At 53.1% G+C, this 25,132-nt stretch carries 31 protein-coding genes; 7 read left to right on the top strand and 24 right to left on the bottom strand.

The genetic code is table 11. The features are described 5' to 3' along the window. Positions 1-5: 5 nt before the first annotated feature. The 14 genes from CYQ09_RS06520 to pyrC all read right to left on the bottom strand — a co-directional run bounded on the left by CYQ09_RS06520 (position 6) and on the right by pyrC (position 12,412). Entirely contained in the window at positions 6-647 is a 642-nt protein-coding gene (locus CYQ09_RS06520; protein ID WP_106744650.1) for a protein-L-isoaspartate(D-aspartate) O-methyltransferase, read from the bottom strand. After that, positions 644-1,429, bottom strand: coding sequence for a 5'/3'-nucleotidase SurE (gene surE, locus CYQ09_RS06515; RefSeq protein WP_106744649.1), 786 nt, complete (start codon positions 1,427-1,429; stop codon positions 644-646). Before surE ends, CYQ09_RS06520 begins: the two co-directional genes overlap by 4 nt. 121 nt (positions 1,430-1,550) lie before the next feature. Next, complete coding sequence (locus tag CYQ09_RS06510; protein ID WP_106744648.1) at positions 1,551-2,192, bottom strand: SDR family NAD(P)-dependent oxidoreductase; 642 nt, start codon at positions 2,190-2,192, stop codon at positions 1,551-1,553. A gap of 38 nt (positions 2,193-2,230) precedes the next feature. Next, positions 2,231-2,491: a hypothetical protein gene (locus CYQ09_RS06505; protein WP_106744647.1), complete on the bottom strand. Its 261-nt coding sequence runs from the start codon at positions 2,489-2,491 to the stop codon at positions 2,231-2,233. 108 nt (positions 2,492-2,599) lie between these two features. After that, positions 2,600-3,004: an arsenate reductase family protein gene (locus tag CYQ09_RS06500; RefSeq protein ID WP_106744646.1), complete on the bottom strand. Its 405-nt coding sequence runs from the start codon at positions 3,002-3,004 to the stop codon at positions 2,600-2,602. 3 nt (positions 3,005-3,007) lie between these two features. Continuing rightward, complete coding sequence (gene purF, locus CYQ09_RS06495) at positions 3,008-4,480, bottom strand: amidophosphoribosyltransferase (protein ID WP_106744645.1); 1,473 nt, start codon at positions 4,478-4,480, stop codon at positions 3,008-3,010. Between the two features lie 193 nt (positions 4,481-4,673). Continuing rightward, on the bottom strand, positions 4,674-5,237 hold the full coding sequence (locus CYQ09_RS06490; RefSeq protein WP_106744644.1) for a CvpA family protein: 564 nt from the start codon (positions 5,235-5,237) through the stop codon (positions 4,674-4,676). A 20-nt stretch (positions 5,238-5,257) separates the two neighbouring features. Further along, on the bottom strand, positions 5,258-6,622 hold the full coding sequence (gene radA, locus CYQ09_RS06485; protein WP_106355864.1) for a DNA repair protein RadA: 1,365 nt from the start codon (positions 6,620-6,622) through the stop codon (positions 5,258-5,260). A 53-nt stretch (positions 6,623-6,675) separates the two neighbouring features. Continuing rightward, positions 6,676-7,113: a paraquat-inducible protein A gene (locus tag CYQ09_RS06480; protein ID WP_106744643.1), complete on the bottom strand. Its 438-nt coding sequence runs from the start codon at positions 7,111-7,113 to the stop codon at positions 6,676-6,678. Beyond that, positions 7,114-8,151: an alanine racemase gene (alr, locus tag CYQ09_RS06475; protein ID WP_106744642.1), complete on the bottom strand. Its 1,038-nt coding sequence runs from the start codon at positions 8,149-8,151 to the stop codon at positions 7,114-7,116. A 146-nt stretch (positions 8,152-8,297) separates the two neighbouring features. Beyond that, positions 8,298-8,834, bottom strand: a complete 537-nt coding sequence (locus CYQ09_RS06470) for a hypothetical protein (RefSeq protein ID WP_106744641.1) — start codon at positions 8,832-8,834, stop codon at positions 8,298-8,300. Positions 8,835-8,963: 129 nt separating this feature from the next. Next, positions 8,964-10,451 carry a replicative DNA helicase gene (locus tag CYQ09_RS06465; RefSeq protein ID WP_106744640.1) on the bottom strand — a complete coding sequence of 496 codons (1,488 nt, stop codon included), beginning with the start codon at positions 10,449-10,451 and terminating at the stop codon, positions 8,964-8,966. Positions 10,452-10,641: 190 nt separating this feature from the next. Further along, entirely contained in the window at positions 10,642-11,310 is a 669-nt protein-coding gene (locus tag CYQ09_RS06460; protein WP_106744639.1) for an orotate phosphoribosyltransferase, read from the bottom strand. Positions 11,311-11,359: 49 nt separating this feature from the next. Beyond that, entirely contained in the window at positions 11,360-12,412 is a 1,053-nt protein-coding gene (gene pyrC, locus CYQ09_RS06455; protein WP_106744638.1) for a dihydroorotase, read from the bottom strand. Between the two features lie 117 nt (positions 12,413-12,529). On the opposite strand from pyrC, the gene CYQ09_RS06450 reads away from it, so the two are divergent. Together CYQ09_RS06450 and CYQ09_RS18415 are read left to right on the top strand one after the other, a co-directional pair. Beyond that, positions 12,530-12,814: a hypothetical protein gene (locus tag CYQ09_RS06450; protein ID WP_106744637.1), complete on the top strand. Its 285-nt coding sequence runs from the start codon at positions 12,530-12,532 to the stop codon at positions 12,812-12,814. A gap of 104 nt (positions 12,815-12,918) precedes the next feature. Further along, entirely contained in the window at positions 12,919-13,140 is a 222-nt protein-coding gene (locus CYQ09_RS18415; protein ID WP_106744636.1) for a DUF1127 domain-containing protein, read from the top strand. Positions 13,141-13,144: 4 nt separating this feature from the next. On the opposite strand, the gene CYQ09_RS06440 is transcribed toward CYQ09_RS18415, so the two are convergent. After that, positions 13,145-14,062, bottom strand: a complete 918-nt coding sequence (locus CYQ09_RS06440) for a phosphoadenosine phosphosulfate reductase (RefSeq protein ID WP_106744635.1) — start codon at positions 14,060-14,062, stop codon at positions 13,145-13,147. Positions 14,063-14,472: 410 nt separating this feature from the next. Between CYQ09_RS06440 and CYQ09_RS06430 the strand changes: the two genes are divergently transcribed. The 3 genes from CYQ09_RS06430 (at position 14,473) to CYQ09_RS06420 (ending at position 16,827) form a co-directional block, all read left to right on the top strand. Next, a complete protein-coding gene (locus CYQ09_RS06430) occupies positions 14,473-15,450 on the top strand; it encodes an XdhC family protein (protein ID WP_106745426.1) in 978 nt (325 codons plus the stop codon). An 87-nt stretch (positions 15,451-15,537) separates the two neighbouring features. Further along, positions 15,538-16,023 carry a (2Fe-2S)-binding protein gene (locus CYQ09_RS06425; protein ID WP_106744634.1) on the top strand — a complete coding sequence of 162 codons (486 nt, stop codon included), beginning with the start codon at positions 15,538-15,540 and terminating at the stop codon, positions 16,021-16,023. Between the two features lie 18 nt (positions 16,024-16,041). Next, positions 16,042-16,827, top strand: a complete 786-nt coding sequence (locus CYQ09_RS06420) for an FAD binding domain-containing protein (protein ID WP_106744633.1) — start codon at positions 16,042-16,044, stop codon at positions 16,825-16,827. Positions 16,828-16,927: 100 nt separating this feature from the next. On the opposite strand, the gene infC is transcribed toward CYQ09_RS06420, so the two are convergent. After that, complete coding sequence (gene infC, locus CYQ09_RS06415) at positions 16,928-17,422, bottom strand: translation initiation factor IF-3 (protein WP_311135519.1); 495 nt, start codon at positions 17,420-17,422, stop codon at positions 16,928-16,930. 243 nt (positions 17,423-17,665) lie between these two features. Between infC and CYQ09_RS06410 the strand changes: the two genes are divergently transcribed. After that, positions 17,666-18,427, top strand: coding sequence for a hypothetical protein (locus CYQ09_RS06410; RefSeq protein ID WP_106744632.1), 762 nt, complete (start codon positions 17,666-17,668; stop codon positions 18,425-18,427). A 72-nt stretch (positions 18,428-18,499) separates the two neighbouring features. On the opposite strand, the gene CYQ09_RS06405 is transcribed toward CYQ09_RS06410, so the two are convergent. The 6 genes from CYQ09_RS06405 to cysG form a co-directional block, all read right to left on the bottom strand. Continuing rightward, entirely contained in the window at positions 18,500-19,348 is an 849-nt protein-coding gene (locus CYQ09_RS06405) for a ferredoxin--NADP reductase (RefSeq protein ID WP_106744631.1), read from the bottom strand. 71 nt (positions 19,349-19,419) lie between these two features. Then, a complete protein-coding gene (locus CYQ09_RS06400; RefSeq protein ID WP_106744630.1) occupies positions 19,420-19,827 on the bottom strand; it encodes a DUF934 domain-containing protein in 408 nt (135 codons plus the stop codon). After that, positions 19,824-19,988: a hypothetical protein gene (locus tag CYQ09_RS18410; protein WP_204353914.1), complete on the bottom strand. Its 165-nt coding sequence runs from the start codon at positions 19,986-19,988 to the stop codon at positions 19,824-19,826. The genes CYQ09_RS06400 and CYQ09_RS18410 overlap by 4 nt, the downstream gene beginning before the upstream one ends. After that, a complete protein-coding gene (locus CYQ09_RS06390; protein WP_106744629.1) occupies positions 19,978-21,648 on the bottom strand; it encodes a nitrite/sulfite reductase in 1,671 nt (556 codons plus the stop codon). Before CYQ09_RS06390 ends, CYQ09_RS18410 begins: the two co-directional genes overlap by 11 nt. A gap of 63 nt (positions 21,649-21,711) precedes the next feature. Next, entirely contained in the window at positions 21,712-22,023 is a 312-nt protein-coding gene (locus CYQ09_RS06385) for a DUF2849 domain-containing protein (protein ID WP_106744628.1), read from the bottom strand. Continuing rightward, the gene (gene cysG, locus CYQ09_RS06380) at positions 22,023-23,414 is read right to left on the bottom strand and encodes a siroheme synthase CysG (protein ID WP_106744627.1); all 1,392 of its coding nucleotides are present in this window, start codon (positions 23,412-23,414) and stop codon (positions 22,023-22,025) included. The genes CYQ09_RS06385 and cysG overlap by 1 nt, the downstream gene beginning before the upstream one ends. Before the next feature lie 134 nt (positions 23,415-23,548). On the opposite strand from cysG, the gene CYQ09_RS06375 reads away from it, so the two are divergent. Beyond that, positions 23,549-24,010 (top strand): Lrp/AsnC family transcriptional regulator, encoded by a 462-nt coding sequence (locus CYQ09_RS06375; protein WP_106744626.1) that lies wholly within the window; start codon positions 23,549-23,551, stop codon positions 24,008-24,010. 466 nt (positions 24,011-24,476) lie between these two features. On the opposite strand, the gene CYQ09_RS06370 is transcribed toward CYQ09_RS06375, so the two are convergent. Continuing rightward, positions 24,477-24,800: a hypothetical protein gene (locus CYQ09_RS06370; protein WP_106744625.1), complete on the bottom strand. Its 324-nt coding sequence runs from the start codon at positions 24,798-24,800 to the stop codon at positions 24,477-24,479. A gap of 53 nt (positions 24,801-24,853) precedes the next feature. Further along, the coding region (locus CYQ09_RS06365) for an IS3 family transposase (RefSeq protein ID WP_162617582.1) at positions 24,854-25,132 on the bottom strand (279 nt) is incomplete at its 5' end.

Genomic DNA, 25,132 nt, shown 5'->3' with positions numbered 1-25,132 from the left:
TATGTTTACTCTTGTCCGAGCCCTTCAAGCAAGGGAACAAACCGAACCGAGCGTAATTCGTCATAATCATACCCATGTTCATGCCGGGTTACGCGGATCAGGCTTTGCACGGTATCGGACTGACCGACGGGTAAAACCATGATGCCGCCAACGCGTAGCTGGGCCAGTAATGGGCCGGGTGGATCTTCTGCGGCAGCGGTCAAGAGGATCCGATCAAACGGTGCCTGTTCGATTAACCCATGACTGCCATCGGCCGTAAACGTGGTGATGTTGCTAATACCTTGCTGTTCAAACGTGGCGCGTGCTGCGTGAACAAGACTACGAAACCGATCTACGGTGTAAACCCGACGGGCAAGTTTCGAAAGAACCGCAGCCTGATATCCAGAGCCGGTTCCGATCTCCAGAACTTTGTCGCGCGGGCTGATGTTAAGCGCTTGGGTCATCAGCCCAACAACCGAAGGTTGGCTGATCGTTTGACCACACGCGATTGGCAGCGGCATGTCTTCGTAGGCACGTTCGGCAAAGACGCCTTTGATATATGCGGCGCGGTCGACCTGCTCCATTGCTGTTAGAACGCGGGTGTCAGTGATGCCTTTGCTGCGCAGTGCATAAACAAACTGCATCTTTGTCGGGGCGTCGAAGGTCACGACAAAACATCCTCGAGCGCGGCAACCATGTCGTAGTCGGTAAGATCAGCACGCATCGGCGTCACGGATATATAACCATCAAGGTTCACAGCCGCATCCGTGCCGGGGGCGGTTGGTTCGTGTTGTGGCCCCCCGCGCACCCAAAGAAACTTGCGGCCAGTCGGTGACGTTTGCGCTTCGGCTGTGAAATTGGTGTTTTTCCGAAAACCTTGCGACGCGGCTTGAACGCCTTTTACGTCGGCCGCAGGGACAGGTGGGAAATTGACGTTGTAAAACAGCCGGTAGTTGGCATCGTCCCAGAGAGCAGGGTCAAGAAGGGTTTTGATTACCGATGCACCATGGGCAAGGGCTGCTTCGAATGGGTCATCAAGCGCCGCGTTTCCAGCGCCAAAATATTGCGACAGTGCAATTGCTGGGATGCCCTGCAGCGCGGCTTCCATAGCGCCGCCTATGGTCCCGGAATAAAGCGTATTTTCAGCCGCATTGTTGCCCCGGTTTACGCCCGATAGCACGAGATCGGGTCGCTTGTCTTTCATCACGTCATAAAGACCTGCGATCACGCAATCTGCTGGCGATCCCTCTGCCGCAAAACGACGTTCTTCAAGTTGGGCGATCATTGTGGGGTGGGTATAGCTGATGCAGTGCCCTACGCCGGACTGTTCGAACGCCGGCGCGACGGTCCAGACTTCGCCATCCGCGCCTGCAATCTCTTGCGCGATCGCAGTCAGCACTTTTAGCCCTGGGGCGTTGATGCCGTCATCGTTGGTAATAAGAATGCGCATTATATTGTCCCTCGTCCGTCAATGACGTTCCTAGGCGAGCAAACCTTGGGCGGCAAGCTGTCCGGGCAATACAGTTGTGGCGTTTTTAGTGCTGTGGCTGAAAGGACTCAGAAAGCAGCAGTTAGTCAAGTATCTCGGGCAGTAGACGGGCGGCTTCAGTATTCGGGTCCGTCAGCACGTCGCGGCTTTCACCGGGATAGAACCGCGCGCGTGTGGCTGTTGGCATCGGTTCGGGCGAAAGGATTTTAATCTCTGGCCCGGTTTTGACGGATTCAGATTGCCAGCTTCGCGCAAGCGCGATCTGAGCTGCCTTCGTCGCCCCATATGCGCCGAAAAAGCGTTCGCCGCCGCGTGGGTCATCAAAAAAGACAGCTTTGCCCGTTTCGCCCAGCAAAGGCGCGACATATGAAATCAAGCGTGACGTGGCTTCGACGTTGATCGACAGCGATTTGGCAAGGTCTTTGGGGCCGATGTGACCTGTCGGTGCGAGCGGAGCAGCGTGGATGGCAGCGTGCACCCAAAGATCAAGCTTACCCCAGCGATCAAATATCCCGCGGCACAATTGCTGCATTGCTGCATCAACGGTGATGTCCATCGGCGCAAGGGTGGATTGCCCACCTGCCGCTTGGATCGCATCGTCGAGCTCTTCAAGCGCTCCAACAGTTTTACCCACCGCGATGATGTGATGCGTGGGCGCAAGCGCCTTTGCTAATGCTGCGCCAAGGCCGCGTGATGCGCCGGTGATAAGTGCAATCTTTGTCATATGCGCGGTTTGCTGCGATTGCGGCGCAAGGTCAAGGCCTAGCTGCCAGGAACCGAAAGGACATGTTGGGTGCCTACACGGTCTGTCAGAACCACTTGGTTGCCATCAATGGCCGCGATGACCACACCAAAGGCCGTTTCACCGGGCGAGACACGTGCAATATCGCCACGCGAGGATCGCACGAGCGCAGCAGGCGGGGCCTGCCCTGAGATGACACCGATGACGGTTAGGGTATCTAAAGTTAGCAGGTCAGGCTGTGTCGCTGATGATGCAACATGGCTGGGCGTTTCGTTTGTCATTTACTGAATACCAGATCGATTTTTACATTGATCGACAGGTAGTGTCAGACCCGTGTACCCAAGAAAAGCCCTTATACGTAACGTTATTGTGTGTAACGTGGCGCGGTACTAAGCGCGCATCATCTTGGGGCCAGCATCGTTACTAACTGGATTATTTGATGCAATTTCAAGTAGTGGTAAAACCCTCTCAGGGGGGCGACATAATGCGACACCTTTAGGGGTGCAGACGATTGGGCGTTCGACCAAAGCAGGGTATTTTATCATGGCCGCTAAGATCGTATCGTCACTAACATCTGCGGCAAGCAACCCAAGTTCAGCGGCAGGCGCCGTTTTGGTACGAAGCGCTGAACGTGGTGTTAGGTCTGCTGCGGCAAATAGCGCCAGCAGTTGAGGGCGGGTCCAACCGACATCGAGATATTCGATGACGATTGGTTCCGTTCCAGAAGCGAGGATGACGGCCAGTACGTCGCGCGATTTACTACAATCGGGATTGTGGTGAATGACCGTCGTCACGATTTACTCGGCAGCGATTTTTGGTTTGAAACCTTTTGCAATCATGTCCGAAGGTGCAACCGGGTAGTCACCCGTAAACACAGCATCATGATATGCAGGGTTGTTCGGGTCACGACCATTCGGCTCGCCAACAGCGCGATATAGGCCGTCGATTGAAACAAATTTCAACGAAGCAACGCCAAGGTATTCGCACATCTCTTCTTCGGTCATACGTGCCGCAAGCAGGTCTTCGCGGTTCGGCATGTCGACACCGTAAAAATCGGGCCACACGGTGGGCGGGCTGGCAACGCGGAAGTGAACCTCTGCCGCACCTGCCTCGAGAACCATATCCTTGATCTTGCGGCTGGTTGTGCCACGCACAACGCTGTCATCAACAAGGATCACGCGCTTGCCACGCATCAGTTCGCGGTTCACGTTTAGCTTTAGGCGTACGCCCATGTTGCGGATTTGTGCTGTTGGTTCGATAAATGTACGGCCAACGTATTGGTTGCGCACAATGCCCATTTCAAATGGGATGCCGCTTTCTTGGCTATAACCGATCGCCGCAGGGGTGCCGCTGTCTGGAACAGGGCAGACCATATCCGCCTCGACCGGGGCTTCGCGGGCGAGCTCTTTACCAATGTTGCGACGCACTTCGTAGACAGATTTCCCTGCGATCACAGAATCTGGACGGCTGAAGTACACATATTCAAAGATACATGGACGCGGTTTTTTAGCTTCGAACGGGCGGTAGCTTTTGACTTCGTCTGTTGTGACAACGACCATTTCGCCGGGTTCGATTTCGCGCACAAATTCGGCACCCAGAATATCTAGCGCGCAAGTTTCGGATGAGAGGACATATGCCTTGCCGATTTTGCCGAGAACGAGTGGGCGAATGCCCAGCGGATCACGGACACCGATCAATTTGCTGCGTGTCATAGCCACAATTGAAAAAGCGCCCTCAACTTGGCGGAGCGCTTCTTTCATACGGTCAGGAATTGTGCGGCCCATCGAGCGGGCCATCAGGTGAATGATACATTCACTGTCAGACGTGCTGTGGAAAATCGCGCCGCGTTCGATCAGATCACGGCGCAGGGCGATGGCATTGGTAAGGTTACCGTTGTGCGCAACAGCCGCGCCACCCATCGAGAATTCGCCAAAGAAGGGCTGTACGTCGCGGATCGCTGTGTGCTGGCTTTTGCTACCAGTTGTCGAATACCGTACGTGACCAACCCCAATATCACCTGGAAGCATGGCCATCATGTCGTTGGTGGTAAAGTTATCGCGAACCAGGCCCATGCGACGTGCTTGGTTAAAACCAGTCTTTGGGTCGTGGGTTACGATGCCACCCGCCTCTTGGCCGCGATGTTGAAGCGCGTGTAGGCCAAGAGCAACAAAGTTGGCAGCGTCCGGGGCGCCAATCACACCGAAAACGCCACACTCTTCGCGTAGCTTGTCGTCATCATATGGGTCGATTGGGGAATTTTGGTTGGACAAGGTGCCGCTCCGAATCCGAGTTGTGGTTGATTGCCTCCCTCTTAGTAGGTCGGGGGCATGGTGTCACGAAACGATCATACTTCTGTGGCGCGAAAATGGCAGGCACAGATGCGTGATCGGAATTTGGGCAGTAGTCGAACGTAAAAAGCCACCGAAAAGAGCGGTGGCTTTTGGTATTCATGTCATGGTTGTGTTACTGCGCTGGTGCGCCACATGACCCAACGAGCTGCTGATATTGTTCTTTGATCCAACCCAGCGCTTCTTCTGGGTTTTGTTCTTCGATTTTGCCTGTCAGCTGGTCAAATACTTGTGCGGCGCGACTGTCGTCGATCAGTGCGATCTCTTGCGACGCAAACACCGTATCGTAGACAAAGAAGGCTACTGCGATCAACAAGATGCCGCGTAGCACACCAAAGAAGAACCCAAGCGCTTGATCGACACCACCAAGTGCCGAACGCTGAATGACGCTTGAGAAAAGTGGCGTAAAGATTGATGCAACGACCAGCGCCACGGCAAACACCGCAGCAAAGGCCGCAATGATCGCAAGTTCGCAGCTGTCGCCAATAAAATCGCCAAGAACCGGAATTTGCCGCACGAGCGGTTCAACCTGATCTGCAAAGATAAATGCCACGATTGTTGCGCCAACCCAGCCCAAGATTGCCATCGCCTCACGGACCAAGCCACGGCTATATGCCAATACGCCTGATAGTAAGATGATAATGGCGACACCTGCGTCGATAAGTGTGAAGCCTTCCATAGTCCGTCTCCTGCCCAGCGCTATCTTGCGCCAAATACTTCTTCTACAAACCCGGCAAGGTCATCTGCATGCCTCAAACCTAACCCGGTAACCGCAGGCTGTTTTGCCTGATGCGGAATAATTGCTGTTGTAAAACCAAGTTTTTGGGCTTCTTTCAATCTATTTTCCGTTTGCACCACAGGACGGAGCGCGCCCGATAGGCTGATTTCCCCGAAAATTACCGCCTCAGCGGGCAGTGAAGCGTCTTCTCTTGCGGATACTAATGCTGCGGCGACGGCAAGGTCAGCAGCGGGTTCGGAAATGCGCAAACCCCCTGCTACATTGAGGTAAACGTCCAATCCGGTGAACGGAACGCCGCACCGCGATTCAAGCACAGCAAGGATCATGGCAAGCCGCCCACTGTCCCAACCGACCACTGATCGTCGTGGTTGGCTGTGTGGCGAAGGAGCCACAAGTGCTTGGATCTCGCAAAGCATGGGCCGGGACCCTTCGATGCCGCAAAACACGACCGATCCGGGCGATGGTTTGCCGCGTTCGGATAAGAAAAGCGCCGAAGGATTCTTAACCTCGGCCAGTCCTTTGCCTGTCATTTCAAAGACGCCGATTTCATCGGCAGGCCCAAACCGGTTCTTTACTGCGCGTAAAATACGGTATTGGTGGCCACGTTCGCCTTGGAAATATAGCACTGTGTCAACCATGTGTTCGACGACACGCGGCCCCGCAATGCTGCCGTCCTTGGTGACGTGACCGACCATAATCACGGACATGCCGTTGCGTTTCGCAAATGTGGTAAGTTCGTGCGCGGATGAACGCACCTGCGAAACCGAGCCCGGAGCACTATCAACGTTGTCCGCCCACATCGTTTGGATCGAATCGATAATCGCAAGATCGGGCTTTTCGTTTTCCAGCGTCGTCAGAATGTCCCGCAGGTTCGTTTCTGATGCGAGTAGTACTGGGCTTTTCTCTAATCCGAGCCGTCTGGCCCGCATTTGAACTTGCGCATTTGATTCCTCGCCCGAGATATAGACGACCTTTAGCCCGTTTCTGGCAAACCGCGCGGCGGCCTGTAACAGCAGCGTCGATTTCCCGATACCGGGATCGCCGCCAACCAATAGGGCAGAGGCCTTAACCAAGCCACCGCCAAGAACGCGGTCCAACTCGCCCACGCCTGCTTGGGTGCGGGGTGGTTCTTTTTCTTGGGTATCAAGATCAGTCAGCGGGATCGTTTTGCCGCGAATTGCGCCAAGCGATTTGCCCTTCGGGCCACTAGAGAGCGCTTTGCTTTCGGTGATGGTGTTCCATGCTTGGCAGGCGTCGCATTGCCCAGACCATTTGCCAAAGGACGCGCCACATTCCGAACATGAGAAGTTAAGTTCTTTTGCCATGTTCACCTTTTGGACCAAATCTGAAGCGTGGGCAAGGTGGTCTGTATTTCACGCTAGCTGCGTTTGGCTGTCAGCGTAGAAATCACGATCGATGCCAAGATGCACGCCGTGAACAAATAGAGCCCCCAAGCCGTTTCGACTTTGCCAATCCCGACACCTTTGGCCAAGACAATATAAAGCGCGATCAAGAACACATCGGCCATCGCCAGTTTGCCCAACCACGACAACACAGGTAGCACTTTGCGGCGCATGAGGTTGAAGTGGATCATCGCAAGGCCAATGGTTTTGAGGTAGGGCGCAAATAGCGCAAAAAACGTCACGAGCAGCGCCAGCGCGACATCACTGTCCCAAAGCGACTGCATCCCGGAAATGACGCTGATCTCGCTTAGGCCAAATACCGGCAATAGGCCGGCACGCATCAAAGGTGCAAACCATGCGATTGGGAATAGGATCAAAAGGGCGAGGTTTGCGACGCGAAGAACGTTCAGCATCTATTTACCGTAGGTCCGACGATTATATCGTGCACCTAGCTGGGTCAAAACTTCGTATCCGATAGTTCCTGCCTTTGCGGCGAGAGTGTCGAGGCTTTGCTGTGGGCCGATAAGCGTTAGCCGCTCGGGGGCCTCAGCAAGGTCGGTGACATCAATCGTCAACAGGTCCATGGAAACACGTCCGATCAACGGGCAGGGGGTATCACCATGGTACAGCGTTGCCTTGTCGGAAAGCATACGGAAGATGCCATCTGCGTAACCGCCTGACACTGTTGCGACGCGTGATGCACGTTCAGCCTGCCAGCTATTGCCGTAACCGACAACTTCGCCTTCGACGACGTCACGGATTTGTACGACTGGTAGCTCAAGCTCAATCACCGGGGTGGCCTGTTCGAACGGTAGACCGCCATACAAACCAATGCCCGGGCGGGTCAGGTCAAAATGATAGTCTGATCCCAGTAGAATACCGCCTGTTGCGGCAAGCGATCTAGGTACATTGATACCATCGGTCAGTTGCTTGAACACGTTTAGCTGATGGGGGTTCATCGGGTGATCAGGTTCATCCGCACAGGACAGATGGCTCATCACTAGCTTTGGGCCTTGTGATAGCACCAAATCAGCGACAGCACCCCATTCTTGGGGCTCCATACCAAGGCGGTTCATACCCGTGTCGATCTGAATGCCGAACGGATGACCTGGCAGAGTTTCGAAATGCTGTGTCATCTGTTCAACAGAGTTCAGCATTGGTGTCAGGTTCAATTCGCGGATAAGATCAGTATCGCCGCGCATGTGTCCTGAAAATACTGATATTTCTGGGCCGGGCCCCAAAGCCTCGCGAAGCACAACGGCCTCTTCTGCGACGGCCACAAAGAACTTGCGCGCGCCTGCTTTGAACAGGGCTTTTGACACGTTCTCAGCGCCGACACCATAAGCGTCAGCTTTGACAACGGCGGCAGTCTTGCAATTCGTCATGCCGTCTAGTGCGCGCCAGTTGGCGACGACGGCGTCTAAGTCGATAGTTAGGCGTCCTGTACTCATACGGACCTTTTGGCAGGGGGCACGCACTGCGGCAAGAGGTTTAAGTCGCGCGCGATGTCGCAAGACTGTGAGACCGTGGTTTTGATGCAATGGTTTCCCGGATCGGCGGAATAATGCCGCATTGAAAAGGCACGAGAACGACTTTCTTAGTTCTGGCCGCTGGTGCGGACGGCAGCCCCTTTACTTTCACTGACCTGCTCAAATGTGATCCCTTTGGTTTCCAGCGCGGCGAAAACTTTGTGGGGGTTAATTCCAGAAGCATGACCATCGATTTTGATTGGAAATCCATTGCGCAAAATGATTTCCCACTTTTTATCAGGCGCCCGTTTGCCGTATTTAAAGTGTGTGAGCGTAAAACGCGTTCTGTCGATATCTTTCAGCGCAAGCTTAATCGGTTTCATCATTTCGGGAACGGGCGATTCCCATGATAACATTTCATCGCTGACGACAACGCGCCAATCGCGCCCGTCCATAAGAACTTTTTTAATATCTATAAGAATGGCGATTGCGATAAAGACCGAAATTATAGCCGCAATTGTTGAGGCAGTATTCACGATTATCTCATCTGAAATATCGCCAAGTAAAACAAACGCAAAAGCTGCGCCAACGATCAGCGCGATAAGAAGTATCATGAATTTTTCAAGCGCAATGCGCCGTGCGGACTTCACAAACTCAATTGTCATCCCAGTGCCGTCCTCAAGCTTACGTTACGGGCGGATAAAGTGCCCTATGAGTAATTACTAATTATTCATCTAAGTTGAGGGCCGTGTAGACAAGGTGACCTTGGGTTCGATTTTCCCCGCTGCTATCGGTTAATATTCATCCGCGGCATTGCTTTGCCATGGCTTAACAAGATCACCAAAGCGGGTAAATTCGGCCGTAAATGCAAGCTCGACTGTACCAATCGGACCGTGGCGTTGTTTCCCGACGATGACTTCGGCTTTGCCGTGCAGGCTCGACATTTTTTCCTGCCAAGCGGCGATGGCTTCCATGTTGGAATCGTCAGGTTTTTCCCGTTCGGTATAATATTCACCACGGTACACAAACATAACCACATCGGCATCTTGCTCGATCGAACCCGATTCCCGAAGGTCAGACAACTGCGGGCGTTTATCTTCGCGGCTTTCCACCTGACGCGACAGCTGAGATAGGGCGATGACGGGGATATTCAGTTCCTTCGCAATGGCCTTAAGGCCCATCGAGATTTCACCGATTTCCTGCACCCGGTTTTCTGACGTACCGCGCACCAGCTGTAAATAGTCGACGATCAACACATCAAGCCCATGGGTCCGCTTTAAGCGGCGGGCACGTGCGGATAGCTGCGAAATCGGGATCGCGGCAGTGTCATCAATAAAGAGAGGACATGATTCGAGGCTTTTGGCAGCGTCCACAAAACGGCGAAATTCGCCTTCGGTCATGTCACCTTGACGAATTTTATGCGACGAAATTTCAGAGGCTTCGGCCAGAATACGACCCGCAAGCTGTTCGGCGCTCATCTCGAGGGAAAAGAACCCGACAACGCCGCCGTCAACCGCGCCTTCGGTCCCATCAGGCAGCTTTCCGCGTTGATACGCCTTAGCGACGTTATAGGCGATGTTTGTCGCAAGCGATGTTTTCCCCATAGACGGGCGACCAGCAAGAATCAAAAGGTCAGACTTGTGCAAACCACCCAGCTTACCATCAAGGTCGACAAGACCCGTAGAAATCCCGGCAAGCCCACCTTCACGTTGATAGGCGGTGTTGGCTACATTTACCGCCTCTGTGACGGCGCGAAGGAACGATTGGAAGCCGCTTTCTGATGTACCTTGTTCGGCAAGGTTATAAAGCGCCTGTTCGGCTTCGACGATCTGCTCTTTGGGTTCAGAGTCAACCTCGACCCGGCCAGCCTTATCCGAGATTTCGCGGCCAACTTTGATCAATTCCCGACGGACGGCCAAATCATAGATCATCTGCGCATAGTCACGCGCCGCAAATGCTGAAATCGCAGCCCCCGCAAGGCGCGCAAGATATGCTGGGCCGCCCAGTTCTTTTAGGCCCTCATCATCTTCCAAGAAGGTTTTGAGCGTAACAGGGCTGGCCAGTGCGTTCTTAGCGATCCGCGCTGCCGCTGTTTCAAAGATACGGGCGTGCACGGGATCATAAAAATGCTTTGGCCCAACGACCGAAGCCACGCGATCGAAGATATCGTTGTTGGTTAGAATCGCACCCAAAAGCTGTTGTTCAGCTTCGGTAGAGTGGGGCATGAGGTTTGTTGTCGTTTCCTCGACGCCGGACGCATTGAATGTCGTAATTTCGTTCATTTTCGACTCTCACCAATTCATCGTGGGGTTCTAGCAGGGCGCGCGCAAAGCTGGCTAGTGCGCATTCTGTGGATCAATGCAGATAAGTCCTGCTTAAATAGCAGGATTCCAAGATTCTACCAATATATGGAAGATACCGAGGCTGTGTACGCTATATCTACGATATCTTATACACAGCCTGTGGGTAAGTTCAGGCGGGTTTCCACCCGGATGGATCACGCAGGTATGCTTCGACTGTTTCCAGTGTGGCTGCGTCATAAGCACCACGTGCTTTGGCTTCGGCTAGAACATCCCACCACGTGCAAAGGCTGATCAGCTGCACGCCGTGATCTGAAAGTGTTTTTTCAACGCCGTCAAAGATGCCATAGTAAAAGATAACTGCAGTCGCGCTGCATGTCGCACCAGTTTCGCGGATCGCGTCAACGAAGGAAAGCTTTGATCCACCATCAGTTGTCAGATCTTCGACCAATAGAACGCGTTGGCCTTCGGTCATCACGCCTTCGATACGGGCATTCCGGCCGTAACCTTTGGGCTTTTTGCGGACATATGTCATCGGCAGCGCAAGGCGTTCCGCGACCAGCGCGCTAAAAGGAATACCCGCGGTTTCGCCGCCTGCAATGTTATCGAATGCTTCGAACCCAGCCTCGCGCATGATCGACACCGACAGAAAATCCATCAGAGTCGCGCGGATGCGCGGGAAGGAAATGAGCTTGCGGCAATCAACATATGTTGGTGCCTGTTTGCCAGAGGCATGTGTGAACGGTTCAGTCGCGTTAAAGTCAATTGCACCAATTTCAATCAGCATACCTGCAGTCAATCGGGCGATTTCTTCTTTGGTGGGGAACGAGGTAGGGATCATAACGCGGACCTATTTTTCATTTATCTAGTTTGCTCTGATAGCTATCGCTTCAGGCTTCGACATGCCAATGCAGATCAAACCCGGGGTCAAATACTGTCACTGGGCCGTCTTCTGTGGCGATATGTGTTGGGTATTTGAGGGGATCGCCCTTGCGCAGGGTAATGGTCTGTTCGCTTGCCGGCAGGCCATAGAAACGCGGACCGTTAAGGGATGCAAATGCCTCGAGCTTTTTCAGCTCGCCAGCGGCTTCGAACACTTCGGCCAAACAAGACATCGTATTTGGCGCAGTAAAGATACCGGCGCACCCACAGGTCTGTAGTTTATTTGGATCTATATGCGGCGCACTGTCAGTGCCAAGGAAGAAGCGTTTGTCACCAGATACGGCGGCCTGCACAAGCGCAACGCGATGTGCTTCGCGTTTGGCGACGGGCAAACAGTAATAGTGCGGTTTGATGCCACCAGCCAGAATATGGTTCCGGTTGATGATCAGATGATGGGTCGTGATCGTAGCCGCGAGATTTTTATGATTGTCGCGAACGTAGTCAACCGCGTCCTCGGTCGTGACATGTTCCATCACGACCTTTAGATCAGGAACTTTTTTGCGCAGCGGCTTGAGGATTTTGTCAATGAAAACGGCTTCGCGATCAAAGATGTCGATGTTGCTATCAGTTACCTCACCATGCACACATAGCGGCATGCCGATTTCGGCCATTGTATCCAGAACCGAACGTACCTTTTCAAAATCGCGTACACCTGACGCCGAATTCGTGGTCGCACCAGCGGGATATAGTTTGACCGCTGTGGCGATCCCGTTTTCGAATGCGGCCCGCACATCATCAGGGTCGGTTGTTTCCGTCAGATATAGTGTCATCAGCGGTTCAAACTGCATACCATCGGGCAGTGCCGCCATAATCCGGTCGCGGTAGGCAGACGCTTGTTCGGCTGTCACGACGGGCGGAACAAGGTTCGGCATAATGATAGCACGCCCGAAATGGCGTGCCGTTTCAGGCAAGACAGCGCGCAGCATATTCCCATCCCGAAGGTGCAAGTGCCAGTCGTCAGGGCGGCGGATTGTCAGTGTTGTAAGGTCTTTATCAGGCATGTTGCCGGGTTACACCGTTGCGCGCGCCAAGGCCATAGGTCTTGTGATTGCCCTTGCGATTTCCATCTAGGGTACTGATATAAGTCGTTAACATTTTTAATGAAACGGAGAGACCACATGTTTGGTTTTATTATCGCTGCTGCTGCTGGGTTTCTAACGCCGCAAATCGAAACCATCATCGCGCCCTTTATGAAGGGAATCGAAGAACACATTGTGATCGCTGAAACCGAAAAACGATTGGTTGCCTTTATGGTTGCTATGCTAATTGCCGGTATCGCGTCTGCGATCCTCTACAGCGGCACAGCGTTTTGGGTCGTTGCTGGTGGCGTGTTGGGCTATTTTGGCACGCGCATCGTTGAAGCTGTCAAAAAATTCATCGACGGTCGTGACGCGTCTGAGTGACGCTATGCGGCAGGTGCAATGCGGCAATGCAGCATTGTTGGTTTTAGGTCAGCGTAAGTGACGTATATTGGGTGCATAGGAAATGCACCTGATAGGAGCTTACGATGGCCTTTTTTACTGATACCGTATCTGCACAACCTCAAGCTGGCATTCTGTCCAAAGTAGGGGCAAGCATTGCGTCCGGCTTTAGCCGTATTATCGAAGCACAAGACCGTAGCCACGAAGTGCGCCGTCTAGAAGCACTAAGTGACGTTCAGCTTGCTGAAATGGGTATTGCGCGCTCTGACATCGTGCGTCACGTGTTCCGCGATGTTTACGGCATCTAAAAACCTACCGCGCGAGGTCGGCTAACGTCTTAGCGTAGAATGGGTTTTTACCACGCTGTAGCTTATATTCGCATATCACACGTGCAAGGCCCGTGTGGTTTGACCTCACAAGATGTGATACCAGATCTTGACCATAGACGTCATCATAGCGCCTTGCGCGCAGTAGCTGGTGAAACCGTTTCGCGGTCAATGACCCCGCCATGGCAAGCTTGATGATGACTTCCAAAATACCCAGCCGGTCGAAAGTTCTATCAAGTTCCCCCCCCATCAAGGGGCAGGGAAGCAGCGTGACGTGGGGCTTGCGAAATAGGGCGGCATGACAAGCGTCCAAGCGTTCTTGTGGGTCAAATGCGACGAAAACTTCTTTTGCGCCTTCGATCATGTCCGGGGCATAGCCGTAAGGGCCCGAAAAATCCGTTCTGCGGGCAGTGCGAAATCGCGTGTCCCAGCCTGCGCTGATCGGTTCAAGAGTTGCTTGCGGATTTAGGGCAACAATGGTTGATCCCGGTGACGCCAGAGAAAACGCGGCAGCTGCATAACCCGCGTTGTTTGCGCCGAAGAACACGATATTTTCGAAGTCTTCAAAAAATGCATCATCCGTCATCCGATCGAAAAAGTCGATGACGGCTTCATCGCGAAACCATCCTGCATCAAAGGAAAGTAATGCCAGATGCGACCAGCCTTCGTTACGAGTAAATGGAAAGCCGCGTGGCTCTGCATCTGGGTTGTGTTCTTGAACGTCAGGAATGTTTTCGAAAGTGACCAGCAGGTTATTACCCGCCTCAAGAAAGGCGGCGCAATGAGAACGGCCTAACTGTTCGAAAAAGCCAAGTTCGTCGCAGATATCGTCAATCTCACCCAACCATGCGTTTTGAGAAAGATTTGCGAGATTTGTTACAAATGCCGATTGTCGGTCGATCATGGTAGAGTCCTTATACCCAACACGGGCGTTACTTATTAACATATATACCCGCAATATGGCATTATTGGGCGGCGCGACCCGTCTAATTGTTTCAGTATCTTATTGAAACTGTTTTCTGCGCTAAGGTTGTATTTGTAATTGCGTAAATACTGAAAATTGGTGCGTTTAGTCATAGTCGCCTATTAGTAGTGCAATAGTTGGTAACATTCATTGTATTGTGTTCCGCAGCTGAACTATTTTGTGGGTTATCTTACGGGGTAAATCTTTGCACTTTGACGCATCGTTCAAATCGCAAAATGCAAAGCGGTTGCGGAATACGCGCAAGACCTGTTTGATCGCGGTGATATTTCATATGTAGACGTGTGTTCTGCAAAGAATGGTTGTTTTTTGACAAGGATCATAAATCACGAATGACGGGATCGATTGCAGAATTATCAAAGTTGGCGTTGGGTTGGTATCGTTCCGGACGTGGTGTAGCGATTGCAACGGTTGTTCAAACTTGGGGATCCGCGCCGCGGCCGGTAGGTAGTCAATTGATCATTGATGCTGACGGCGCGATGGAAGGCTCGGTTTCCGGGGGCTGTGTCGAAAGCGCAGTCATAACCGAGGCTATGGACGCGATAGATGATGGCCTGCCACGTTTGCTAACTTTTGGGGTGAGCGATGATGATGCCTTTGCCGTGGGCCTCGCATGCGGTGGCGAAATTCGAATTCTCATTGAACCCGTTGGTGCGGTCATGCCAGTCGAAATGCTTGAAGGTGTGGTTGTGGCCGGTAAAGACGGCCGGCCGGTTGCCTATGTGACTGATTTAGAAACAGGTGGGGCACATCTAGTCGGTCCCCCAGCATATCAAGACCGTTTCAGATTAGATCAGTCTGGCATCGAACCTGACGGTCGTACGTTTGTCGTTGTCCATAATCCGCCCCTTAGGTTGGTTGTCGTCGGTGCGGTCCATATCGCCCAACCATTAGTGTCCTTGGCGCGCTCTTGCGGGTATACACCTGTTTTGATTGATCCGCGTAAGGCGTTCGGATCCGCTGAGCGTTTCCCCGGCGAGCATATCATTGACGACTGGCCTGACGAAGCCATGCGTGCGTTGAAGTTAGACGCGCGTACGGCGGTTGTCACACTCACGCATGATCCAAAACTGGACGATCCGGCAATCGTGGCGGCACTCAGCACGGATGTATTCTATTTGGGCAGTTTGGGATCAAAGCGCACGCATGCAAAACGTATCGAACGGCTGAGGGGGTTAGGCTTTTCAGATGCAGAGCTAAACCGCATTCACGCGCCGGTTGGTCTTGACCTTGGGGGGCGGCATCCTGCTGAAATTGCGGTCAGTATTATGGCCGAAGTTACGCAAACTTTGCGTAAAACGGATGGCTAGGACCGGGCAGCCAGTCGTATATTTACGGTTCTCAATCCGCGTGGGGCGTGTTTAAGGTGTCTGACACAAGAATTTCGGAGAGATCAAATGCCTACGGTAACCATGGTCGTGAATGGGCAGCCCGTGTCGAAACACGTAGAAGCCCGGACGTTACTCGTTGATTTGTTACGCAATGACTTGTCGCTGACAGGCACCCATGTCGGTTGTGATACGTCACAATGTGGTGCCTGTGTGGTCCATGTGAATGGTGACGCCGTCAAAGCGTGCACAATGTTCGCCTTTGAGGCCGAAGGGACAGAGGTCGCCACAATTGAAGGGCAGGCCGCAGATGACGGAACGCTAAGCAATATTCAGCAAGCATTCCAAGATCATCATGGGTTGCAATGCGGGTTCTGCACACCTGGCATGATCATGTCAGCTTCGGCACTTCTTAAGGACAACCCCCATCCGTCCGAGGATGAGATTCGCGCCTATCTTGAAGGCAATATTTGTCGCTGCACAGGGTATCATAACATCGTCAAAGCGATCATTGCCGCATCAGGCCAAGATGTAGCCGCAGTTACGGCAGAGTAATCCGGGGGGACATTTGCAATGTATGATTTCGATATAGAACGACCTTCGACGATCGCTGATGCAGTTTTGGCGCTTCAAAACGAAGATACACAAGCCCTGTCAGGGGGGCAGACGCTCATCCCGACACTGAAGGCACGGCTTGCGATGCCTGAAACATTGATTAGTCTGACCGGCATCCCAGAAATGCAGGGGATCTGCACGAATGACACGGGTCAGCTTTGTATTGGCGGGGGCACCACCCACGCATCTGTTGCAAGGGGTGCGATCCAGTATCCGGCGCTAGCGCAGATGGCTGGACATATCGGTGATCCTGCGGTGCGCAACCGTGGTACAATTGGCGGTTCGCTGGCGAACAATGATCCGGCCGCGTGTTATCCAGCCGCTGTCTTGGGCTCTGGTGCGACCATCGTCACGAATACGCGCGAGATCGCCGCGGATGACTATTTTCTGGGTATGTTTGAAACAGCGTTGGAAGAGGGCGAAATCATCACTGAGGTAAGGTTTCCATTGCCACAACGCGCGAACTATCAAAAGTTCCAACAGCCTGCATCGCGGTTTGCGTTGGTCGGGGTATTTGTTGCCAAATATGCGGATGGCGTTCGTGTCGCCGTGACTGGCGCGTCCGAAGAAGGCGTATTTCGCTGGACCGATGCAGAGCTCGCACTGGATACAAATTTTTCGGCAACAGCGCTAAGTGAATTGATGGTTGCAGCTGATGGTCTGCTCGAAGACATTCATGGTTCGCCAGAATATCGCGCCAATCTGATAAAGGTGATGACGCAACGGGCGGTGGGCGCCGCCTAAGTTCAGTCAGGCAAGTACTACCAATTTCCAAAAGTTCCGCGTTCAAGCAAAAAGCCCCAGCAAATGCCGGGGCTTTTGTATTTGTAGAATTATGTCGCGATTATTTCGGTAGTGGACCGATCAGCATGACCATCTGGCGGCCTTCCATCTTTGGAAAGTTTTCGACGCGGCCAGTTTCTTTGGTGTCTTCAGCGACGCGTTCGAGCAGCTGACGACCCAGTTCTTGGTGGGCCATTTCACGGCCGCGGAAACGCAACGTGATTTTAACTTTGTCGCCGTTTTCCAAAAATTTGAAAACGTTGCGCATCTTCACTTCGTAGTCGTGATTATCCGTGTTTGGGCGGAATTTCACTTCTTTGATTTCGATGATTTTTTGTTTCTTACGTGCCTCAGCTTCTTTTTTCTGAGTCTCGTATTTGAACTTGCCATAGTCCATGATTTTGCAAACCGGCGGTGTTGCATTGGGAGAGATTTCAACCAAGTCTAACCCAGCTTCATCTGCCATCGCCATTGCACGCTGTGGCGTGACAACGCCCACGTTTTCGCCTTCCGCGCCGATAAGGCGGATTTCATTAGCGCGGATGCGGTCGTTGATCCGTGGCCCTGTCTCGCGTTGCGGTGGGGCGTTATGGGGTCTGCGTCCTATGGTCTTTATCCTTTAATTGTTCCGTTCAGGTGTCCTATAAAGTAGACTGCAAGGCATGGGTCTTCAACCCGCAAAACTGCGCCGATACGTTAGATTTTCCCCGTGTTTTCTACTTCACCTTGTTTGTTTCATCTGACATATCCGCATTGAGGGCCATTGGGCCCGTAAAAATAGATCTGAAAGGATGTTAAAATGAGAGCAATTGCCATTTTGGTTATTGTCGCAGTACTGGGTTTCTTTGGCTATCAATATGCCGCCGAGGGACGTGGACCAGCTGAAGCTGTTGGCGTTTTGACTGGCGCAACGGCTGCGGCTGAACAAGCTGCGGCAGACGCTGCTGCAGCAGCGGAAGCGCAAGCTGCCGCTGCGGCTGAAGAAGAAGCTGCAGCCCAAGCCGCTGCGGAAGCGCTCGCCGCTGAAGAGGCTGCTGCTCAAGCTGCAATCGATGAAGCCGCTGCCGAAGCTGCCGCTGAAGAAGCCGCCGCCGCGGCTGCTGCTGAACTTGAAGCAGCTACCGCTGCTGCCGAAGCTGAAGCTGCTGCTTTAGAAGCTGCCGCTGCAGCAGAGCTGGAAGCCGCAGAAGCTGCGGCACAGGAAGCTGCGACGACCGCAGCGGCTGAGCTCGAAGCCACCGAAGCTGCCGCGGCAGAAGAAGCTGCAGCCGTTGCAGAAGAAACTGCCGAAGCCGCTGAAGAAGCCGCAACTGATGCCACAGAAGCAGCTGGTGAAGCCGCAGAAGCCGCTGACGATGCGGCAGAAACTGCGATGGGGTCCGTTGCTGATTTACTGACAACTGAAGGTTTTGATTCTGACAAGGTTATGGAAATGATCGACGGTTCCGATCTGTCCGGTATTCAGAAGACAACAATCACAACCGCGCTGAACGCTGCAAAAGACAATCCAGAACTTCTGGAAGCAGCTTTGGAGCAGTTGAAAGGTATGCTGGGCATGTAAGCCCATCACAACTGAAAATAAAAAGGGCCGCGCCATTTCTGACGCGGCCCTTTTTATTTCTGAAAGGTCGACTTAACCAACAAACGCTTTTTCGATCACGAATTCACCAGGCTCAGAATTGGCACCTTCGTTCAGGCCAGCCTTTTCCAACAGTTCCTTGATGTCGAGATTGAACGCCAGAGAACCACAGACCATCGCGCGGTCAGTCGCCGGGTTGATGGCTGGAATGTCTAGATCGCTGAACAGTTCACCGTTTTCGATCAACGCTGTGATGCGGCCCATCTTTGGGCTCTCTTCACGTGTTGTGGTTGGGTAATATTTAATCTTTTTCCAGAAGCCTTCGCCGATCACTTCGTTCAAAAGTTCATCAGTTTTCAGGCCCTCGATCAGGTCACGGCCATAGGTCAGTTCGGCGACTTCACGGCATGTATGTGTCATGATGATTTCATCATAGTCTTCATAGGTTTGCGGTTCGCGCAACAGGCTGGCGAATGGTGCAAAACCAGTACCGGTTGAGAAGAAATACAAGCGTTTACCTGGCAGCAAGGCATCGTGGACCAACGTCCCAACTGGCTTTGGTTTTAGAATGATCTGATCACCAACTTTGACATGCTGTAGTTTTGATGTCAGTGGGCCATCTTGGACCTTGATCGAATAGAACTCCATTTCTTCATCCCACGATGGGGACGCGATGGAATATGCGCGCAGCAATGGGCGCTGTTTACCGGTCTTTGGATCAGGATCGCCCATTAGACCAATCATCACGAATTCGCCCGAACGGAATCGCAGGGACGCAGGGCGCGTTACGCGAAATGAAAAAAGACTATCCGTATAGTGCTTCACTTCGGTGATTGTTTGCGCATCAGGCAGGACAGGTACGGCTTTGGCTTTGGTTTCGGTCAATGGTGTTTGCTCGGTCATAATGTAAGTCGGCGACCCTTTTTCGGGCCGCCCTCCGGTCTAGTCGTTAATCTGGATCAGGGAAGGGCGCCTTAGCCGCGCATCCGGGCCTGATAGTTATGTTTTTGCCAATCAGCGCGGAATAGCCATTGGTCTTCGGGCTGGCGGGTCGCTAGCGTTTCGTCAATTTCGACCTCATCAAAACCAGACCGACGCGCCATGGCGTATTGGTCGGCAATGACGTGGCCCTTAGCACGCAGGCGTCCTTTGAAACCTGCGCGGCGCAGCATCGCGGCAAGCGTAAAGCCGCGACCATCTGCAAATGATGGGAAATCAATGCGGATCATTGGCGCGTTCGTCAACTGTGCCAATGTGTCTGGTGCGGTGTCAGAAGGCAAGTCAACACAATAGTCGCCGTTTGCCGGGGTTTCGTCACGCGCAACAAAGCCGTTGGCCCAATCGTCTGTTCCAAAACCGTTATCAGTTACGATCACGCTCATGCTGCTTTTCCTTCGCGTACCATTTTACCGTTTTGAACGTGGATACCACATTCTTGTTTTTCGCTGTTCCACCAACGACCTGCATGGAAATCATCGCGGGCTATGCCCTGTCCGTCAACTTCTTTCGAAGTCTCCATCCATGTGCGAATATCAAGCGGCATTCGCTTTGTCCTCGGCTGGGTAGAGGATCGCCTTGAACGGTTCCATTCCTAGGCGGCGGTAGGCCTGAAGGAAGGTCTCGTCCGCGTCTTGCCGTAGGTCAAGGTAGCCTGTGACCAGCCTTTCGATCGCGGGCACAATATCATCTGCGCTAAAGCCGGGGCCTGCACGTGTACCGATTGTCGTGGTTTCGGTTCCGTCACCGCCAAGCGTGATTTGATAGTTTTCCACACCAGCGCGATCCAGTCCAAGAATACCGATGTGACCCACGTGGTGGTGGCCACAGGCATTGATGCAGCCTGAAATTTTGATCTTTAACTCGCCGATGTCGTGCTCGATCTTAAGCTCGTCAAAGCGCGTTGCGATTTCCTGTGCAATTGGGATCGAACGGGCGGTCGCCAAGGCACAGTAGTCCATACCGGGGCAGGCGATAATGTCACTGACCAGACCGATATTGGCTGTTGCCAAGTCAGCTTCGCGCAGGGCTGCGTAAACAGCGGGCAGGTCCGCCTTATGGACATGCGGCAGGATCACGTTCTGTTCGTGACTGATCCGCAGTTCACCGTGACCGTATTGTTCAGCGATATCCGCCATCACGCGCATCTGGTCAGATGTCGCATCACCCGGTGTTTCACCATGCTTTTTAACGCTGATCGACACGACTGTATAACCCGGTGCCTTATGCGCAGCCAAGTTGGTGTCAGACCATGCACGAAATGCTGGGTTCGCAAGGCGCGCTGCCTCATAGCCTTCGTCAGATTTGCTGACGTAGGCGGGTGGGGCGAAAGCGGCTTCGATGCTTTTTAGCAGTTCTTGGTCGAACCCGGTAAAGCCTTTGCGGATGGCCTCAAAACGTTCTTCGACCAGCTGTTGCATTGTCTCAAGACCGTTTTCGTGAACGGTGATCTTGATGCGTGCTTTGTATTTGTTGTCGCGGCGGCCCAGAAGGTTGTAGACGCTGACGATGGCTTCACAATATGCAAGCAGTTCTTCGCGAGGAAGGAATTCACGCAGTACTTTGCCAACCATTGGCGTACGGCCAAGGCCACCACCAACGATGATCTCATAGCCCGGGGTGCCTTCGGCGTTACGGACCATGCGGACACCAATGTCGTGGGCGCGGGTTACAGCGCGGTCATGCTCTGAACCGCTCACCGCGATTTTGAATTTGCGCGGCAGGAACTGGAATTCTGGATGGTCTGTGGACCACTGGCGTAGCAATTCGGCGACTGGGCGTGGATCTTCGATCTCGTCCGCTGACGCACCTGCAAAATGGTCTGCGGTCACGTTGCGGATCGTATTCCCAGATGTCTGAAGCGCGTGCATGCCGACATCGGCCAAAGCCTCAAGAATATCGGGCACGTCGGCCAGTTTTGGCCAGTTGTACTGGATGTTTTGGCGGGTGGTGAAGTGGCCGTAACCTTTGTCCCAACGATCAGCGATATATGCCAACTGGCGCATTTGTGACGGATTCAGCGTACCGTAAGGCACAGCAACACGCAGCATGTAGGCGTGCAGTTGCAGGTACAGGCCGTTCATCAGGCGTAGTGGCTTGAATTCGTCTTCGGTCAGTGATCCGTCGATACGGCGTTCAACTTGACCGCGGAATTGGGCAACGCGCTCGCGGACAAACGCTTCGTCAAAATCGTTGTATACGTACATCTGGTTTCTTCCTTCGCGTTTCGGGACAGCCCGAAACATCGTGGGTTATGTGGAGGTCGCGGATCAGGTCCGTGACGCGTTATCTACTTGTTTGCCATGGGCGTAGTTTGACGGGCCGCGTGTGCGGAACTCTTCGCGGAAATGCGTTGGCTCTGGGCCATTTGGACCTTCTTTAGCGTCGGCAAGATAGGCACCAGCGATTTCGCTTTGACGTGCTTGCGCTTCTAGCAGGCGTAGGTCAGCGTGCGCTTCATCGGTGATGAATTCAGCTTCGGACATGAGTGGCGTCCAGCGATCATCAGCGGTGAACCAAACGGCGTCGCCTTCGAGCAACGCATTTGCGGTGATGACTTTTGGGGTAAAGGCGCGGGCCATTATGCGAACTCCTTGAGTGTCAGCGATTGTGCGGCAGCGTCGCGCGGGGCGAGGCCGTAAAATGTAATTGCGGGACCAATCAAACTAGCGTTCGACATTGTTGGTTCCAGTTCGACCAAAGTGGTCGCGATGATACGTTGGTCGGCGCGGCTCACGTTTTCTATGATCGTGACCGGTGTTGCCGGGTTCGCACCGTGCATTAGCAGGCGGCCCTGAATAAAACGAGCAGATTTTTTACCCATATAGATCGCAGCGACTTCACCGGGGGCAGCAAGGGCTTTCCAGTCGTGATCGGCGTAACCTTTGGTGTCGTGCCCCGTAATCAGGCGCACAGACGAGTTGCGGTTGCGCTTCGTCAGGCTTTGGCCAATATTTGCGACCGCAGCGGATGCCGCAGTGATGCCCGGAATGATCCGGTAACGCACGTCTGCGGTTTCCAGCGCTTCGATTTCTTCATCTAAACGCCCAAAGACAGTGGGATCACCCGCCTTAAGGCGTACAACGTGATGCCCGTTTTTGGCATGTTCAACGATCAGCGCGTCGATGTCGGATTGCGCCATAGAGGGGCCAAAGCCTTCTTTGCCAGCATCGATGATAATAGCTTCGCGGCGGGCAAGTTCCAAGATTTCTGGCGTCACCAATCTGTCATGAATTACCACGTCGGCCTTGTCCAATGCATTACGCGCCTTAAGCGTCAGCAGCTCAGGATCGCCGGGGCCAGCGCCAACCAGATCAACATGGCCAATTGTGTCTGTCGCCATGATTTGCTGATCTAGAAGCGTTTCCAAGGTGGGGACGATCGCGGCCGCGCCCTTTTCTTCAAAGGCCTTAGGGCCTGCACCGAAATAGAAGGATGACCAAAAATCACGACGCTTGCGACCCATAGGCAGAACATCAACAGCGTGGCGGAACGTTTTGCCGATGCGGGCTAGAACACCCAGCGACTGTGGAAGGCGTGCCTCTAGGTCTGCTTTGATCGCGCGCGCCAGAACTGGGGCAGCACCTTCGGTGCCGATGGCAACTGTTACAGGGTCGCGGTCCACAATGGCGGGTGTGATGAACTGACTGTCGGCCAAGTTATCAACGATGTTGACCAATGCGCCTTCGGCATTCGCAATCGCAGCGACGCGTGCATCTTCGGCATCATCTTCGTTGGCAGCATAGAACAGCGCAGCACAGAGCGCATCGCCGGGCTGCATTTCACGGCTGATGATTGCAAGCTTGCCCTGAGCGGCCCAACGTTGGATTTCAGGCGCAGTATTTTCCGCAATAACGGTCAACTTTGCTTCGGTTTTCATCAACAAGCGCAGCTTTGCCATAGCCGCATCACCACCGCCCGAAAGGACAATGCGACGGCCAGCGACGGCAAGGAAGATTGGAAAGTGCTGCATGGGTGCCTCTGATTTCTTGGGTTTAATATAGAATATTGTTCTGCTATTTACGCCCCCTATAGGGCAGTTAAGGAAGCCTGTTCTTGCTGCCTGTGAATTTGGACCGTCTGTCCTATGAATGCGGAGAAATAAGAATGTCGGTACGGATTGATGCGACAGATCGGAAAATTTTAGCAGCATTGCAGACCGATGCGGCGCAATCATTGGATGAAATTGCCAAGAATGTAGGGTCTTCGAAAACGCCTGTTTGGAATCGCATTCGCAAGATGCGCGAGGCCGGGATTATTGGCCATCAGACGGTCATGCTTGACGCCGAAGCACTGGGATTTGAGGCCTGTTTTTTCGTGCTGATCCGCACCTCTGAGCATGACGCGAACTGGCAGGGTAAATTCCTTAAGGCCCTGAAATCACGACCCGAAGTGCAAGAGGCCCACCGGCTGGCAGGGGACATTGATTACATCCTCAAGGTGCGCGTGAAAAACGCCCGTGCGTATGACACATTCTATCAGGCGCTGATATCCGAAGTGAAGGTGCACAACGTCACCGCGCTATTGTCGATGGAAGAGATCAAATCGACAGTGGCGCTGCCGCTTTAGCGATGGAATTCATTAACACCGCGCGCGCCGCTTTTCACGCGTGTATGCCCGTGGGGCGAATATGCCAGGTTAATGCCTGAAAATGTGGGCGATGTGGCGATGCAGATGCCGTACAGACTGCGTACAGTAGGCGTATGTACCGCTGTATGTGTTTGAGTGGTTTAACGTTGCGTCCGGTCGGGAAGGGTTAACGGTCGAGTGTGCGGGACTTTGTTGCCGTTGGTTTTTCGCGCTTCGCTGACGCAGCATAACTTTGCACTTGCGGCACAAGTGTTGTTGCAACGCAACGCGCATCGTCAATCCGGCCATTCATGGGCATTGTTCTAGCTGAAATTGAGACCGTGCTTTCGCTGCATGCAGATCAGACAAATAAAACGCGGGACGAAGCCCCATTTTGCTGCGGCAGCACCAATGACCGCTATCGGTTTTTTCAGGCTGCTCTTTTGGTACCGTGTTGGCTTGGCACTTATAGGTCGATGCGCTCAGCAATATTTAGAGCATCTTCCACCTCAACACCGAGGTAAAATTTCTTCGATGCGTTCTCTGACAGTGATGAAGCAGGATATATTTTTACCTTCGTTTGGGCCTTTGCCCAAAAGAAATGGGTCGCACCAGCGATTTGAGCTTCACTGCTAGCAAGCTTACTTAAAACGTCATCGTTGTTTTTTGCGAAGATAAGGTTCGGTTCGCCAGCCTCTTTATTACCCTGCTCGGGCTTTTGAATGCAGGTCAAACCGACGCCCATTTTTGGCGCAGCCTCGATCACTTTATTAATCAGGTTGCGGATCACTTTGTGGTTGTTTGATGTTATCCCGACCTTCTTACTGAATAGCCGCTAGTTTCCTAGACATCTTCTTGGTTCACATTGCACTGTCTGTTTTCGAAGTCGACGGGCGACTGCATACCGTTTCTAACATGTTTATGTTTCGGGTTATAGAACATTTCGATGTAGTCGAAGATGTCCTGTCTGGCTTGCTCGCAGGTTTTGTATGCCCGACGACGGATGCGTTCACGTTTGAGCAGGTTAAAGAAGCTCTCAGCAACGGCATTGTCATGGCAATTGCCGCGCCTGCTCATCGAATGTTCAATGTTGTGGGCCAGCAGAAATGCGGCCCAGTTGCG

This window comes from Yoonia maritima (genome assembly GCF_002933395.1).
GTDB classification, from domain to species: Bacteria; Pseudomonadota; Alphaproteobacteria; order Rhodobacterales; family Rhodobacteraceae; genus Yoonia; species Yoonia maritima_A.
Note: the sequence above shows the minus strand (reverse complement) of the source record. Positions and strands in the feature narration are given on the sequence as shown.